The sequence below is a fragment of the Streptomyces sp. NPDC058758 genome (genome assembly GCF_042746075.1).
GTDB lineage: Bacteria > Actinomycetota > Actinomycetes > Streptomycetales > Streptomycetaceae > Streptomyces.
The window spans coordinates 73,142-89,212 of record NZ_JBHYPS010000022.1; the positions used below are offsets into that span (position 1 = coordinate 73,142).

The 16,071-nt window shown below is 69.4% G+C and carries 11 protein-coding genes; all 11 read right to left on the bottom strand.

All coding sequences use genetic code 11. The features are described from left to right. Nucleotides 1-5 precede the first annotated feature (5 nt). The 11 genes from ACFW6A_RS24045 to ACFW6A_RS24095 all read right to left on the bottom strand — a co-directional run bounded on the left by ACFW6A_RS24045 (nt 6) and on the right by ACFW6A_RS24095 (nt 15,978). Nucleotides 6-992, bottom strand: coding sequence for an ABC transporter permease (locus ACFW6A_RS24045; RefSeq protein WP_351850450.1), 987 nt, complete (start codon nt 990-992; stop codon nt 6-8). Further along, complete coding sequence (locus tag ACFW6A_RS24050) at nt 985-1,908, bottom strand: ABC transporter permease (RefSeq protein ID WP_190224634.1); 924 nt, start codon at nt 1,906-1,908, stop codon at nt 985-987. Before ACFW6A_RS24050 ends, ACFW6A_RS24045 begins: the two co-directional genes overlap by 8 nt. 114 nt (nt 1,909-2,022) lie before the next feature. Continuing rightward, entirely contained in the window at nt 2,023-3,651 is a 1,629-nt protein-coding gene (locus ACFW6A_RS24055; protein ID WP_351850448.1) for an ABC transporter substrate-binding protein, read from the bottom strand. A 175-nt stretch (nt 3,652-3,826) separates the two neighbouring features. Continuing rightward, complete coding sequence (locus ACFW6A_RS24060) at nt 3,827-4,915, bottom strand: dipeptide ABC transporter ATP-binding protein (protein ID WP_351850446.1); 1,089 nt, start codon at nt 4,913-4,915, stop codon at nt 3,827-3,829. Beyond that, nucleotides 4,908-5,966, bottom strand: a complete 1,059-nt coding sequence (locus tag ACFW6A_RS24065; RefSeq protein ID WP_351850444.1) for an ABC transporter ATP-binding protein — start codon at nt 5,964-5,966, stop codon at nt 4,908-4,910. The genes ACFW6A_RS24060 and ACFW6A_RS24065 overlap by 8 nt, the downstream gene beginning before the upstream one ends. Nucleotides 5,967-5,980: 14 nt before the next feature. After that, nucleotides 5,981-6,928: an ABC transporter permease gene (locus ACFW6A_RS24070; protein WP_351850442.1), complete on the bottom strand. Its 948-nt coding sequence runs from the start codon at nt 6,926-6,928 to the stop codon at nt 5,981-5,983. Next, on the bottom strand, nt 6,921-7,853 hold the full coding sequence (locus ACFW6A_RS24075) for an ABC transporter permease (protein WP_351850516.1): 933 nt from the start codon (nt 7,851-7,853) through the stop codon (nt 6,921-6,923). The genes ACFW6A_RS24070 and ACFW6A_RS24075 overlap by 8 nt, the downstream gene beginning before the upstream one ends. A 173-nt stretch (nt 7,854-8,026) precedes the next feature. Further along, the gene (locus tag ACFW6A_RS24080) at nt 8,027-9,670 is read right to left on the bottom strand and encodes an ABC transporter substrate-binding protein (RefSeq protein ID WP_351850440.1); all 1,644 of its coding nucleotides are present in this window, start codon (nt 9,668-9,670) and stop codon (nt 8,027-8,029) included. Between the two features lie 521 nt (nt 9,671-10,191). Further along, complete coding sequence (gene typA, locus ACFW6A_RS24085; protein WP_386642632.1) at nt 10,192-12,093, bottom strand: translational GTPase TypA; 1,902 nt, start codon at nt 12,091-12,093, stop codon at nt 10,192-10,194. Nucleotides 12,094-12,368: 275 nt separating this feature from the next. After that, nucleotides 12,369-14,759, bottom strand: a complete 2,391-nt coding sequence (locus ACFW6A_RS24090; RefSeq protein WP_386642635.1) for an ABC transporter family substrate-binding protein — start codon at nt 14,757-14,759, stop codon at nt 12,369-12,371. Nucleotides 14,760-14,928: 169 nt separating this feature from the next. Continuing rightward, nucleotides 14,929-15,978 carry a glycoside hydrolase family 18 protein gene (locus tag ACFW6A_RS24095; RefSeq protein WP_386642638.1) on the bottom strand — a complete coding sequence of 350 codons (1,050 nt, stop codon included), beginning with the start codon at nt 15,976-15,978 and terminating at the stop codon, nt 14,929-14,931. Nucleotides 15,979-16,071: the final 93 nt, after the last annotated feature.

Consider the following 16,071-nt stretch of genomic DNA (forward strand, 5'->3'; position numbering starts at 1 on the left):
GGTCCCTACCTCAGCTTCGGGTCGAGGGCGTCGCGGACGGCGTCGCCGAGCATGATGAAGGCGAGCACGGTGATCGCGAGCGCGCCGGAGGGCCAGAGCAGCATGTGCGGGGCGTTGCGGACGTACGGCGAGGCCGAGGAGATGTCGATGCCCCAGGAGACGGTGGGGGGCTTCAGGCCGACGCCGAGGAAGGAGAGCGTCGCCTCCAGGGCGATGTAGGTGCCGAGCGCGATGGTGGCGACGACGATGACCGGGGCGACGGCGTTGGGCGTGATGTGCCGGAGCAGCATCCGGGAGTTGGAGGCGCCGAGCGCGCGGGCGGCCTGCACGTAGTCGTTCTGCTTCGCGGTGATCACCGAGCCGCGGGCGATGCGGGAGATCTGCGGCCAGCCGAGCAGCACCATGAAGCCGATCACGGGCCAGACGGTGTTGTTGCTGACGACGGAGAGCAGGACGAGGCCGCCGAGGATGACGGGGATGGCGAAGAAGATGTCGGTGATCCGGGAGAGGAGGCCGTCCCAGGCGCCGCCGAAGAAGCCGGCGAGGCCGCCGAGGACGGAGCCGAGGAGCGTCACTCCGAGGGTGGCGAGGACGCCGACCTGGATGGAGGCCCTGGCGCCGTAGACGGTGCGGGTGTAGACGTCGCAGCCCTGGCCGTTGAAGCCGAAGGGGTGGCCCGGCTGGGAGCCCTCCTGCGCCTTGGAGAGGTCGCAGTCGAGGGGGTCGCCGGAGGCGATCAGGGACGGCCAGATGGCGATGACCACCAGGAAGAGGATGACCAGTCCGGAGACGATGAAGACCGGGTTGCGGCGCAGGTCGTGCCAGGCGTCGGACCACAGGGAGCGGGGCTTCTTGTCGGGTCCGGTGCCCTTGGGCCCGCCGGGGGTCTTCTCCAGGGTCTCGGCCTCGGCCATGGCGAGGTCGGCCGCTCCCCCGCCGCCGGTCGCGGCGATGGCACGGCCCTCTTCGTACGGCTCGATCGGCTCAGGCATAGCGAATCCTCGGGTCAAGGACGGCGTACAGGAGGTCCACCAGGAGGTTGGCCAGCAGGAAGATCAGGACGAGGATCGTCACGAAGCCGACCACGGTCTGGGTGTTCTGCCGGACGATGCCCTGGTAGAGCTGGTAGCCGACGCCGTGGATGTTGAAGATCCGTTCGGTGACGATGGCGCCGCCCATGAGCGCGCCGATGTCGGCGCCGATGAAGGTCACCACCGGGATGAGGCTGTTGCGCAGCAGGTGGCGGCTGATCACCCGGCGGCGCGGGAGGCCCTTGGCGACGGCGGTGCGGACGTAGTCGGCCCGCTTGTTCTCGGCGATCGAGGTGCGGGTGAGCCGGGTGACGTAGGCGAGGGAGACGGAGGCGAGGACCAGACCGGGGACGATCAGCTCGTCGAAGTTGGCCTCCGGCGAGACGGCGGGGTTGATCCAGCCCCACTTCACGCCGAGCAGCAGCTGGGCGAGGAGGGCGGTGACGAAGGTGGGGACGGAGAGGACGACCAGGGTCAGCAGCAGGACGGTGGTGTCGACGGGCCGGCCGCGCTTGAGGCCGGTGAGGACGCCGAGGCTGATGCCGATGACGATCTCGAAGAGGATGGCGACGATGGTGAGCCGGATGGTGACCGGGAAGGCGTTGGCCATCAGCTCGGTGACGGGCTGGCCGTTGAAGGCGGTGCCGAAGTCGCCGGTGAAGACGTTGCCCATGTAGGTCAGGTACTGCTGCCAGACCGGCTTGTCGAGGCCGAACTCCTTCCTCAGCTGGGCGGCGGTCGCCGGGTCGCACGCGCGGTCGCCGCACAGTCCGGCGATGGGGTCGCCCATCACGTTCACCATCAGGAAGATCAACAGCGTGGCGCCGAAGAAGACCGGGATCATCTGCAGCAGCCGCCGGATCACGTATCGACCCATGGGGGGCTCCGGGGGTTGGCTCCGGGGAAGAGCGGGGGAAGGCGTACGGCCCGGCGCGGGGGTGGTCCGCTGGCCGGGCCGTACGGCGCCGATGTGCTACGGCCTGCTAGGCGGTCACTTGACCTTGATCTGGTTGTAGACCGGGACGCTGAAGGGGTTCAGCGTGACGTTCTCGACCCGCTCGGAGTAGCCGGCGCTGCCGTTCTGGTACCAGAGCGGGATGGCGCCCATGTCGTCGCGGAGGACGCCCTCGGCCTGCTGGAAGAGCCCGACGGCCTTGGCGATGTCGGTCTCGGCGTTGGCCTGGTCCACCAGCTTGTCGAACTCCTCGCTGCTGTACTTGCCGTCGTTGGACGAGGCGTTGGTGTAGTACAGCGGCTGGAGGAAGTTCTGGATCAGCGGGTAGTCCATCTGCCAGCCGGCCCGGAACGGCCCGTCGAACTTCTGGGTGGTGACCTGGTTGCGGAAGTCGGCGAAGGTGCCGACGGGGTTGCCGACGCAGGCCTTGTTGTTGCCGAGGGCCCGGTTGATGGAGTTGCAGACGGCGTCCACCCACTCCTTGTGGGAGCCGGTGTCGGCGTTGTACGAGATCTTCATCGTGCCGCCGGGGATGCCGCCGCCCTCGGCGACGAGCTTCTTCGCCTGGGCCGCGTCGTACTTGCAGAACTCGCCGCAGATGTCCTTGAAGCCGCCGTCCTCGCCGAGGACCGGGGAGGTCCAGTCGACGGCCGGGGTGCGGGTCTTCTGGAAGATCGTCTCGGTGATCTGGTCGCGGTCGATCGCCATCGACAGGCCCTGGCGGAGCTTCTCCTGGCCGGGCTTGTTCCACGCGGGGTCGTAGAACGGGATGGAGAGGGTCTGGATGATGCCGGCCGGGGTGTTGATGTAGCGGTCGCCGAGGTCGGCGGAGACGTTCTTGAGCTGGGCGGCGGGGACGTCGTCGACGAGGTCGAGGTTGCCGGCGATCAGGTCGGTGTACGCGGTGTTGTTGTCCGTGTAGACCTTGAGGGTGATGCCGCCGTTCTGGGCCTTGTCGTCGCCGGGGTAGTCGTCCCAGCGCTTGAGCTCCATCTGGGAGCCCTTGGAGTACGACTCGATGGTGTACGGGCCGTTGCCGACGGGCTTCGAGAGCCAGCCGGCGTGGTCGTCGAAGAAGGACTTCGGGAGCGGGGCGAAGGCCGAGTAGCCGAGGGTGTCGGGGAAGGTCGAGAACTTCTGGGTGAGCTTCACCGTGAAGGTCTGCGGGCCGGTGACCTTGAGGCCGGACATGGTGTCGGCGGTGGCCTCGCCCTTCTCGGGGTGGACCTTGTCGTAGCCCTCGATGTAGCCGAAGAAGTAGGCGTTCTTCTGGTTGTTCTTCAGGGCGGCGCCGTAGTTCCAGGCGTCGACGAAGGACTGGGCGGTGACCTTCTCGCCGTTGGAGAAGGTCCAGCCGTCCTTGACCGTGATGGTGAAGTTGACCGAGTCGGTGGTCTCGATCTTCTCGGCGAGCATGTCCTTGGCCTCGCCGGTCTTCGGGTCGTACTCCTTGAGGCCCCGGAAGATCATCGACAGGACCTTGCCGCCCTGGACCTCGTTGGTGTTCGCCGGCTCCAGCGGGTTCTGCGGGTCTCCCCAGGAGGAGCTCACGATGCCGTCGGCCCCCCCGCCGCCGCCACTGTCGTCACCGCCGCCGCAGGCGGTCGCCGCGAGGGCGACGGCGGTGGCCAGTGCGGCCCACTTGGCGTGCGTGGCTCCGCGCATGGAGTGCCTCCCGATTGTCCTAAGCGTGACTTAGGGCCCAATATCACCCGATATTGACGGCAGTGCACTTTTACGGCGTCCGAGGGAGTACGGGAGGGGCCGGGCGGCACGGAAAGGGCCCCCCGCACCCGGCGGGGGTGCGGAGGGCCCTGGTCCTTCGAGCCGTCACGGCCGGTCAGCTCGCGTGGACGACGTCCCGCTCCTCGGCGAAGTGGCACGCCGACTCGTGGGCCGCCAGGGTGTCCTGGCCGCGGAAGCGCTCCGGGATCGCCAGGACCGGCATCTCGGTGGCGCACTTCTCCTGGGCCTTCCAGCACCGGGTGCGGAAGCGGCAGCCCGACGGCGGGTTCGCCGGCGAGGGCACGTCGCCCGTGAGGATGATCCGGTCGCGGTTGGCACGCGCCTGCGGGTCCGGCACCGGCACCGCGGAGAGCAGCGCCTGGGTGTACGGGTGCGTGGGGTGGTCGTAGATCTCCGCGTCCGTACCGATCTCGGCGAGCTTGCCGAGGTACATGACGCCCACGCGGTCCGAGATGTGCCGGACGATCGACAGGTCGTGCGCGATGAAGATGTAGGACAGGTTGAACTCGTCCTGGAGCTTCTCCATCAGGTTGATGACCTGCGCCTGGACGGAGACGTCCAGGGCCGAGACCGGCTCGTCGCAGATGATGATCTCCGGGTTGAGCGCGAGGCCGCGGGCGATGCCGATGCGCTGGCGCTGACCGCCGGAGAACTGGTGCGGGTACCGGTTGATGTACTCCGGGTTCAGGCCGACGACGTCGAGGAGCTCCTGCACCTTGCGGCGCCGGTCGCCCTTCGGGGCCACCTCGGGGTGGATGTCGAAGGTCTCGCCGATGATGTCGCCGACCGTCATGCGCGGGTTCAGCGAGGTGTACGGGTCCTGGAACACCATCTGGATGTTGCGGCGGACGGCCTTCAGCGCGCGGCCGGACAGCTTGGTGATGTCCTGGCCCTTGTAGAAGACCTCGCCCGCGGTGGCCCGCTCCAGGTTCATCAGGAGCTTGGCGACCGTGGACTTGCCGCAGCCGGACTCGCCCACGATGCCGAGGGTCTCGCCCTGGTAGAGGTCGAAGGAGACCCCGTCCACGGCCTTGACCGCGCCGACCTGCTTCTTGAAGAGGATGCCCTGCGTCAGCGGGAAGTGCTTCTGCAGGTTGCGCACCTGGAGGATCGGCTCCCCCCGCTGGACGGGGACGTCCAGGGCGGCGGCCACGGCCTCGTCGTTCTTGCTGAGGTCAGCCATGGATCGTCTCCTTCCAGAAGTGGCAGGCGCTCTTGCGGCCCGGCAGATCGGCGCCGTCCTGCTCGGTGACCGGCACCAGGGCCGGGATCTCCGTACGGCAGAGGTCGGTGGCCTTCGGGCAGCGCGGGTTGAAGGCGCAGCCCGTCGGGACCTTGAGCAGGTTCGGCGGCAGGCCCTTGATCGCGTACAGCTCCTGGCCCTTCTGGTCCAGGCGCGGGATCGAGTCGAGCAGACCCCGGGTGTACGGGTGGGCCGGGCGGGCGTACAGCTCGTGCACGGGCGCCTGCTCGACGATCCGGCCGGCGTACATCACGGCGATCTTGTCCGCGACGTCGGCGACGACGCCGAGGTCGTGGGTGATCAGGATGAGGCCCATGTTGTACTCGCGCTGGAGCTCCGCGAGGAGGTCCATGACCTGGGCCTGGACCGTCACGTCGAGGGCCGTGGTCGGCTCGTCGGCGATGATCAGGTCGGGCTCCAGGGCGAGCGCCATGGCGATCATGATGCGCTGGCGCATGCCGCCGGAGAACTGGTGGGGGTAGTCGCCGACCCGCGCCTTGGCGGCGGGGATCTTGACCCGGTCCATCAGCTCGATGGCCTTGAGCTTGGCGTCCTTCTTGGACATGCCCTGGTGGACGCGGAACATCTCGCCGAGCTGGTAGCCGACGGTCAGGACCGGGTTCAGCGAGGAGAGCGCGTCCTGGAAGATCATCGCGATCTTGCGGCCGCGGATCTTCCGGCGCTCCTCGTCCGCCATCTTGAGCATGTCCTCGCCGCGGAACAGGATCTCGCCCTGCGGGATCTTGCCGGGCGGCATGTCGAGGATGCCCATGATGGCCTGGGCGGTGACGGACTTGCCGGAGCCGGACTCGCCGAGGACGGCGAGGGTCTCGCCGGCGTTCACCGAGTAGTTGACGCCGTTGACCGCCTTGGCCACACCGTCACGGGTGTGGAACTCGACGTGCAGGTCCTTGACTTCGAGCAGCGGCCCGTTGTGCTCGGCGCTCTCGCGCGGCGCCGGGACGCTCGCGGTCTTGTCGATAGTGCTCACGATGTACGCCCTCCTCAGCGCAGCTTGGGGTCGAGGGCGTTGCGAACGGCTTCGCCGAGCATGATGAACGCCAGGACGGTGAGGCTCAGCATGATCGACGGGTACAGCAGGATGTGCTGCGACGTACGGATCGCCTGAACACCGGCGGAGATGTCGAGGCCCCACGAGACGGTCGGGGCCGCGAAGCCGAGACCGAGGTAGGACAGGGTCGCCTCGGCGGAGATGTAGCCGCCGAGCGCGATGGTCGCGACGACGATCACGGGAGCCATGGCGTTCGGCAGGATGTGCCGGAACAGGATCCGCGTGGTGCCGGCGCCGAGCGCCTTGGCCGCGTGGACGTAGTCGGCCTGCTTGACCGTGATCACGGCACCGCGCATGACGCGGGCCATCTGCGTCCAGCCGAGGAACGCGAGCGCTCCGACGACGACCATGATGGTGCGGTCGGTGAAGGCCTGCAGGACGACCATGGCGCCGAGCAGGAACGGGATGCCGAAGAAGATGTCGGTGACCCGGGAGAGCACCGCGTCGACCCAGCCGCCGAAGTAGCCGGCGAGCATGCCCACGAGGCCGCCCAGGAAGGTGACGATCGCGGTGACGAGGATGCCGACGATGACCGAGGCACGGGTGCCGTAGATCAGGCGGGCGTAGACGGAACGGCCCTGGATGTCGTAGCCGAGCCAGCCCTCGGAGCCGATCTTGCTCAGCTCCGGCTTGCCGACGTAGTGGTTCACGAGGTCGCCCGCGGTGGGCGAGGCGCTGGTGAACATCCCCGGGAAGGCCGCGATGAGCAGCAGGAAGAAGATCAGCACCGACGACACGAGGAAGTACGGGTTGCGGCGCAGGTCGCGCCAGGCGTCGCCCCACAGCGAGCGGGGCTTCTCCGGCTTGGCCTGGGGCGCGGGCGCGTCCACCGAGGGGGTGGCGACGACGGCCGCGTCAGCGGTCTTGGTCACGTCAGGCATACCGGATCCTCGGGTCCAGGACCGCGTACAGCAGGTCGATGAGCAGGCTGGTGACGAGGTAGACGACCACCAGGACGGTGACGAGACCGACCAGGGTGGAGCCCTCGCGGCGGGTGATCGACTCGTAGATCAGGCCACCGACACCCTTGACGTTGAAGAGGCCTTCGGTGACGACCGCACCGCCCATGAGGGCGCCGATGTCGGTGCCGAGGAAGGTGACCACGGGGATCATGGAGTTGCGCATCAGGTGCACGCCGATGACGCGTCGCTTCGGCAGGCCCTTGGCGATGGCGGTGCGCATGTAGTCGGCGCGCAGGTTCTCGGCCATCGAGGTGCGGGTGAGCCGCGCCACGTAGGCGAGCGAGAGGCCACCGAGGACGATGGCGGGGGCGATCATCTCCGAGAGCAGCTGGTCCTTGCTCACGTTCGGCTCGATCCAGCCGAGCTGGAAGGCGAACACCACCTTGATGATGAAGCCGAGCACGAAGACCGGGATCGAGATGATCAGCAGGGTGAAGATGAGGATCGCGTTGTCGGCGAGGCGCCCGGCGCGGAGGCCGGCGATGATGCCGAGGCCGATGCCGAAGACGAGCTCGAACGCGAACGCGAGGGCCGCCAGCTGGATGGTGACGGGGAAGGCGTCGCCCAGCACTTCGGTGACCGGACGGCCGTTGCGGATCTGGGTACCGAAGTCCAGGTGACCGATGATGCCCCACATGTAATCGGCGTACTGGACGAGGATGTGCCGGTCCAGGCCGAGTTCATGTCTCTTGGCGGCCAGGGTCGCCGGGTCGGCCCCCTTGTCGCCGAACAGCCCCAGCACGGGGTCGCCGGGCAGGCTGTAGACCAGAAAGAAGATCAGAGCGGTTGTCCCGAGGAAAACCGGGATCATCTGGAGCAGTCGTCGTGCGACATAGCGCCCCATCATGCCTCCGTTGAGATGTGACGGCCGCAGCCGACGGGCCCTCCCACGGCATGGCTGTCCGGATTCGGACAGCGCGATGCCGTGGAAGGGCCCCCCGGCCGCTGCGTAAGACACCGCGACGGGACTGACGTTTCCGTCAGTCCCGTGACGGTATGCGGACTACGCTCGGGTGATTACTTCTGCTTGACCTCGACGCCGGTCAGGATCGGGTCGCCGTCCTGGCCGTACGCCACGCCGGAGACGTTCTCCGAGTAGCCCGCGTTGACCTTGTAGTACCAGAGCGGGATGGACGGCATGTAGTTGACCAGGTTCTTCTCGATCGCCTGGTACTCCTTGACGGACTCCTCGAGCGTCTTGGCGGAGTCGGCCTTGGCGATCTCGGCGTCCAGCTCCTTGTTGGAGAAGTCGCCCTGGTTGCCGCCCGCACCCGTGCGGAACAGGTCCGAGATGAAGTTGGCGTTCACCGGGTAGTCGAGCACCCAGCCGGAGCGGTACAGGGACTTGACCTGCTTCTCCTTGCGGGCCGTCAGGTCCGCCTGGAAGTCCGGCTTGCCGTCGCCGACGCACTCGACGGACGTGGCCTGGGTGATGGAGTTGCAGACGGCCTCCACCCACTCCTTGTGGCCACCGTCGGCGTTGTACTGGATGGAGATCTTGTTGTTCGGGACGCCGCCGCCGGCCTTGATGAGCTCCTTGGCCTTGGCGGGGTCGAACTTGGTGACCTCGACCGCGTTCGGCTGGTAGCCGAGGACGCCCTTGGCGACCCAGCCGGTGGCGGGCTCACGGGTGCCGTTGAGCACCGTCTTGGTGATGGTGGCCCGGTCGATCGCCATGGACAGACCCTGCAGGACGCGCGGGTCGACGGCCTTCGGCTTCTTCCACTGGTCGGCGTAGAAGGCGATGGCGATGGTCTGGATCGCGGAGTACGCCTGGTCCACGGCGCGGTCGCCGAGGTCCTGACGGTAGACCGGGAGGTCCTTCGGGGCGATCTGGCGCAGGACGTCGACGTTGCCCGACTTCAGGTCCTCGTACGCGGCCTCGAGGGTGGTGTAGTTCTTGAACGTCACACCACCGTTCTTCGCCTTGTTCGGGCCCTTGTAGTCGTCGTAGCGGACGACCTCGATCTGCTTCTTGTGGTCCCAGCTCTTGAACTTGTAGGGGCCGTTGCCGACCGGGGCCTGGCCGCGGTCCTTGGCGGGAAGCTTGTAGAACGAGTCCGGCAGCGGCGCGAACACGATGTACGCGAGCTTGTGGGCGAAGTACGGAACCGGCTTCGCGAGCTCGATGGTGAGGGTGGTCTCGTCGATGACCTTCAGGCCGTCGAGGGTCTTGGCGGTGGGCTTGGCGCCCTCCTCCTCGGGGTGGACCTTCTCGAAGCCCTTGATGTCCGCGAACCAGGACGCGAGGCCCTGGGCGTTCTCGATGTTGGCGTTCCAGTTCCACGCGTCCACGTAGGACTTGGCGGTCACCGGGGTGCCGTCGTGGAAGGTCCAGCCCTTCTTGAGCTTGACGGTCCACAGCTTCGAGTCGGTGCTGGTGACCGACTCGGCGTTGATCATCTCGAGCGAGCCGTCGGCCTTGTAGTCGACCAGGGTCGAGAACAGGCCGGCCATGACGGCGGAGCCGTTCGACTCCATCGTGTCGCCGGTGAGCAGCGGCTTCTCCGGCTCACCCAGCTCGACGGAGAAGATGCCGTTCGGGTCGACCTTGCCACCGGCGCTGTCGCCCTTGTCGCCGTTGCCCCCGCCACAGGCGGTCGCAGCCAGGGCGACGATGATCGCGCCCGCTACCCACTTGGCGCTCTTGGCACCGCGCATGGGTTTCCTCCTCATGAGTCCACTTGTCATCAAGAAGGGCACTTCGAGACCTGCCGACACCCCTGACGGCGTTGATCCCCCGGTACCCCGAGTGTGCTCGTGAGTCGGCACTCCCCACAGTGCGTGACCCATTGACCCGAGCTCAATGGAGCCAACTATTAAGTACGCCCGGGCTGTAAACCACACTTAAGTGGTCTCGTTTTGACAACATCACCTAGGGCCCAGATACCGAAATCCGGACAAAGTGAGCACAGACAGACACCCGCGAAACGGACCGTTAACACACGTACCGGAGAGCGATGACCGGAATCCGGACACACGGGCGAGGCAATGCGTTTGACGAAAACGGCCCGGCCACTCGCACATGATGCGGGTGGCCAGGCCCTTCGTGTGAGATGCGGCTCAGCCGTTCCCGGCCGGAACGCCGTCGCCCGCCGCACCGGATCCGGTGCGGCGGGCGACGGCGCGTCAGGTGTCCCCGCGCGTCGGGCTCTCCCCGCGCGCGGGGAGCTCCCGGCGCGTCAGGCGTTCTTGGCGCGCGAGGCGGAGCGGCTGCGCTCCTTCTGGTCCAGGACGACCTTGCGGATGCGGACGGCCTCCGGGGTCACCTCGACGCACTCGTCGTCGCGGCAGAACTCCAGGGACTGCTCCAGGGAGAGCTTGCGCGGCGGGACGATCGCCTCGAACGAGTCGGCCGACGAGGACCGCATGTTCGTGAGCTTCTTCTCCTTGGTGATGTTCACGTCCATGTCGTCGGAGCGCGAGTTCTCGCCGACGATCATGCCCTCGTAGACCTCGGTGCCCGGGTCCACGAAGAGGACGCCGCGCTCCTGGAGGTTGGTCATCGCGAAGGCGGTGACCGCACCGGCGCGGTCGGCGACCAGGGAGCCGTTGTTGCGGGTCTGCAGCGGGCCGAACCACGGCTCGTGGCCCTCGTGGATCGAGTGGGCGATGCCCGTGCCGCGGGTGTTGGTGAGGAACTCCGTACGGAAGCCGATGAGGCCGCGGGACGGGACGACGAACTCCATGCGGACCCAGCCGGAGCCGTGGTTCGACATGTTGTCCATGCGGCCCTTGCGGACGCCCATGAGCTGCGTGACCGCGCCCATGTGCTCCTCGGGCACGTCGACCGTGAGGCGCTCGACGGGCTCGTGGATCTTGCCGTCGACCTCCTTGGTGACGACCTGCGGCTTGCCGATGGTGAGCTCGAAGCCCTCGCGGCGCATCTGCTCGACCAGGATGGCGAGCGCGAGCTCACCGCGGCCCTGGACCTCCCAGGCGTCGGGGCGCTCGGTGTCGAGGACGCGGAGCGAGACGTTGCCGACGAGCTCGCGGTCCAGGCGGTCCTTCACCTGGCGGGCGGTGACCTTGCGGTCCTTGACCGCGGCCTTGGCGTCCGCGCCCTTGCCGGTGCCGCCGCGGCCGACGAGCGGCGAGGTGTTGGTGCCGATGACCATGGAGATGGCGGGCTGGTCGACCGTGATCAGCGGCAGCGCGATCGGGTTCTCCGGGTCGGCCAGGGTCTCGCCGATCATGATGTCGGGGATGCCGGCGACGGCGCAGATGTCACCGGGGCCGGCGACCTCGGCGGGCTTGCGGGTGAGCGCCTCGGTCATCATCAGCTCGGTGATGCGGACGTTGGAGATCGTGCCGTCCCGCTTGATCCACGCGACCGTCTGGCCCTTGCGCAGCTCGCCCTGCTCGACGCGGAGCAGCGCGATGCGGCCGAGGAAGTTGTCGGCGTCCAGGTTGGTGACGTGGGCCTGGAGCGGCGCATCCTCGTCGTACGACGGGGCCGGGACGTGCTCCAGGATGGTGGAGAAGAAGGGCTCCAGGTTCTCGGAGTCCTGCGGGACCGTGCCGTCCGCCGGCTTGGTCAGCGAGGCGATGCCGTCGCGGCCGCAGGCGTAGACGATCGGGAACTCGATCTGGTCCTCGTCCGCGTCCAGGTCGAGGAAGAGGTCGTAGGTCTCGTTGACGACCTCGTCGATCCGGGAGTCCGGGCGGTCCGTCTTGTTGATGCAGAGGATGACGGGCTTGCGCTGCTGGAGGGCCTTGCGCAGCACGAACCGGGTCTGCGGGAGCGGACCCTCGGAGGCGTCCACCAGGAGGACGACCGCGTCGACCATCGACAGACCGCGCTCGACCTCGCCGCCGAAGTCGGCGTGGCCGGGGGTGTCGATGATGTTGATCGTGATCGGGGCCCCGCCGTCCTTGGGGTGGTACTTCACCGCCGTGTTCTTGGCGAGGATCGTGATGCCCTTCTCACGCTCCAGGTCGTTCGAGTCCATCATGCGGTCGTCGAGCTGCTGGTGGGCGGCGAAGGCACCGGCCTGCTTGAGCATGGCGTCGACGATGGTCGTCTTGCCGTGGTCGACGTGGGCGACGATGGCGACGTTACGGATGTCGTGGCGCGTGGGCATGGGTGGCTTGCGCTTCTCTCGGATCGTGGGAATCGGCGTCAGTTCCTCTTACGCCCGCCGGGCGGACGCGCCACGGCTATGTCCTATGGTACGGGGCTGCCGCGCAAGGGGCTTCCCCGGATCGATCCGAGAGGGTCTACTGGGACGTTTGGGGGTGCGTCCCGGGGTGTGGGGAAGGTCATGCGGTCCGGGTCAAGGGGCCGACGCGATCCTGCCCGCCGGGGTCGCCGGCGGGCAAGGAACTTGAGCTGGTTCTGAGGTTGCGGCCTGCGGTTTCAGCCGTTCGACCGGTTACCCTTGGACGTTTCGGCCTTCTTGAAACCGATGTCCTGGTACTGGGGGGCCGCGAAGCCCCAGGCGCCTGCGTTCACCACGTCCTGCCGGGCGGCGACCAGCTGGGGGCGCTGGTAGAGCGGGATGGAACCGGCCGCGGCCCAGATCCGGGCGTCGGCCTGGCGGATCAGCTCGCCCGCCTCCTCCTCGTCGAGGGTGCCGGCCGTCTGGTCGAAGAGCTGGTCGATGCGGTCCGTGCCGACCCGCGAGTAGTTCTGCTCGACCAGCAGGGAGCCGTCCGAGGCGGGCTCGGGCTTGGCGAAGATCGGCCGGGCGTCGGTCGCCGGGAAGGCGGAGGCCGGCCAGGAGTAGAGGGCCAGGTCGTAGTCGCCGGAGGCGATGTGGTCCTTGAAGAAGCTCTCGTCGGAGACCTTGGTGACCTCGGTGCGGATCCCGACGGCGTCGAGCATCCGGACGATGCGGTCGCCGACCGCCCGCAGCGTCTCCGAGCCGGGGCCGGAGGGCAGGACGAAGCGGAGGCTGAGGGCCTTGCCGTCCTTGCCGAGGGCCTGGGAGGCGGCGGGGACGGCGGCCGGGGCGGCGCTGCCCAGGGGGGCGTAGGCGCCGGCCACGCCCTTGTCCGGCTGGGCGTTCCCGGGCGCGGCCGCGGCGCGGGCGCCGGTGTCGAGGGCCTCGGCGCGGGCGAGGAGGGCGGCGCCCTCGCGGGCGGCGGCGGGGGCCGGGGCGAGGACCCGGGTGCCGGTCTCGGGGCCGCCGGGGCCGATCCGGGGGGCGGCGGGCAGCTCGCCGGGCTTGTCGTCGCCGACGATGTAGAGGCCGTCGTCGGAGGCGGTGTCGCCGCCCTCCGCCTTCTTCTTGGCGTCGGTCTGCTTCTCCCCCGCCTTCTTCTCGGCGTCGGTCCGCTTCTCCCCGGCCTTCTTCTCCGCCTCGGAGCCCGCCTCGGTGCCGGCGGGCTTCTTCCGGGCGCCGCCGGGGACCCAGCCGGCGTCGGCGAGGAGCGCGCGGGCCTCCTGGGTGTCCTGGTCGCCCAGCGCGTCGCTGCTGTCGGCGTAGGCGGCCTGGCCCGCCAGGGCGAGGTGGCTGCCGGGCGGGTCGGCCGGGAGGCCGAGCGGCTTGAGCACGGATTCGGCCAGTTCCCTGCGGTCGATGGCGCGGGCGACCGCGCGGCGGACCCGCTCGTCGGCGAGCGGTCCCGACTCGCCGTTGAGGGAGAGCTGGGTGTAGGCGGGCTCCAGGGACTTGCGGACGACGTAGCCGGCGAGGGCGTCCTGGGCGGCTGCGTAGCGGGCGGCGGCCGCCTTGTTCTCGGCGCGGGCGGCCCTGACCTCGGCGGCCAGCTCCTCGTCCGCGCCGTGGGCGAGCGCCCAGGAGCCGAGGGCCTTGCCGGGGGTGATGGCGGAGCCGGGGCCGTGCAGCTGGGCGGCCTGGGCGCCGCTGCGGCCGGCGCCGGCGTCCTTGAGGGCGAGGGCGATGCGCTCGGCGGTGGAGCGGTCGATCTCGGCCAGGTCGAGCTTCCCGCCGGCCAGGGCGGCCTCGCGGTCGGCGCGCGGGACGGCGCGCAGCACGAGGCTGTCGAGCTTGGCGGGCTTGCCCCACCAGCGGGGGTTGCGGGTGAGGGTGAGGTCGCCGGTCTTCCGGTCCGCCTTGCCCAGCAGGAACGGTCCCGCGGTGGCCTTGAGGGTGGTGCGGGCGCCGTCGTTGAAGGAGTTCGGGGAGCCCATCACCTGCTTCGGGTAGAGCGGGGTGAAGAGGGAGCGCCAGTCGGCGTAGGGCTTGCCGAAGGTGACCCGCACCTCCAGGTCGTTCCGGCCCTTCTCGATCTTCTCGATCCGCTCGTAGCCGGCGTTGCGGGCCGTCCAGTAGGCGGTGTCGCGGCCGCTGAGGGCCCGCCACTGGGCGACGAAGTCGGCGGCGCCGATCTCGCGCCCGTCGCTCCACACGGCCTGCTGGTTGAGCTTGTAGAGGACGACCTGGCGGGGTTCGGTCTCGACGACCTCGGCGGTCTCCAGGTAGTCGGGGTTGAGCCGGGGCCTGCCGCGCTCGTCCAGGGTGTGCAGGGCGGGCAGCACGGCGCCCGCGACGCGGTTGGTGGTGGCGTCGGCGTCGGCCTGGAAGGCGTTGAAGGTGGCGGGCAGGGCGTCCACCGCCCACCGCAGGGTGCCGCCGTCCTCGACCAGGGCGCGCGCGGTGGGCGCGTTGTCCTGGGCCGCGGCCGGGGCGGCGCCGGCGTCGTCGTCGGAGCTGCATCCGGCGAGGACGGTGACGGCGAGGACCGCGCTGGTGAGGGTGGCGACGGAACGGAGTGTTCGGGAGCGGGGGCTCCTGGACGAACCGGCCCATGTCCTCCCCTGGGGGGCGCCGACCTGGGACATGACTTTTACCCCTTCGTCCGTTTTATGCCATTTGGAGATGATCAGATCTCTTGGTCATCCCACTGAACGGCACCCTGCGGACGCGGCCCCGCCGACACGGCGGCGGGCCCGGCAAACCCCACTCGTGCGGCCCAACAGCCCCGGCCGCCTCCCCCGCGCGGCCGCCTCCTCAGCCGCCCTCCTCGGGCGCCCGGCCCGTGGGGGACCAGCCCGCGCGGTAGGCCGCCCAGTCGCCGGGCTCCTCGGCGAAGTCCACGTAGAGCGCGACGCCGAAGCGCTCGCGGCCCGGGTCGGTGCGGCCGAGCCCGAGGCGCACGCCCCGGACGGCCGCCCCGACGGTCTCGGCGCTCTCGTGGTGCCCCAGGTCGTCCTCGTGGAAGAAGGGCAGCCCCATGAGCAGGTCGGTGGAGTCCGGGGTCGCCTCCAGGGCGAGCGCGGTCTGCTGGGCGACGTAGCCGCCGTACGAACTCTCCAGCGGCATCCAGGTGTCGTAGGACATGACGGCGATCTGGTCGACCCGGCGGGCCACCTCGCCGAAGTACTCCTGCGACCACCACTTGCCCTGGTCCGAGAAGAGGCGGAGCACGGAGTGGGCGCCCGGCAGCGGGTCGATCTGGTGGGCGGCGACGGAGAGCGGGGCGTTCCGGGACCGGGTCAGCCGCCCCAGGTCGTCCAGGAGCGTCAGGTAGTGGGGGTCACCGGACTGGAGCGGCTCCAGGTCGAAGTGGACGCCGTCGAAGCCCGCGTCCAGGACCTGGCGGGCGGAGGCCGTGACGGCCTTGCGGGAGGCGGCGTCGGAGAGCCGCAGGCCGGTCGGCCCCTCGTTGGCGAGGACGTCGCCGAGCCAGGCCTGGACCCGTATCCCGGGCAGCACGCGGTGGACGCCGTCGGTCAGCCACTTCGCGCGCGGGTGCCGGGCGGCCGGCAGGGTGCCGTCGTGTTCGAGCGGTCCGGCGTGCACGTACAGGTCCCTGACGCCGGTGCCCTCCAGCCGCTCGGCGAGGGCCGCGAGGTCGGCGTCCTTCTTCCTGCCGTCCACCCACGCGTGCCCGATCCAGTACGCGTCCTTCCCGCGCGTGCGGGCGTCGTCGCGCAGGTCGCCCGCGTAGCTCACCCGCAGGGCGAGCGCCCCGAAGAGCGGCGGCACCACGAGGAGCAGCACCGGCACCAGCACCCACCAGCGCCCCTTGCGCCACATCCGCCTCAGTCGTCCGTCCATCCGTGCCCCCCGGAGAGCGTCGCGGGCCTCCCCGCCCGCCGGAGAGACCGCCGTGAAGACCGGCTCCGACAGGGACGCCCGGCGGCGGGCGGC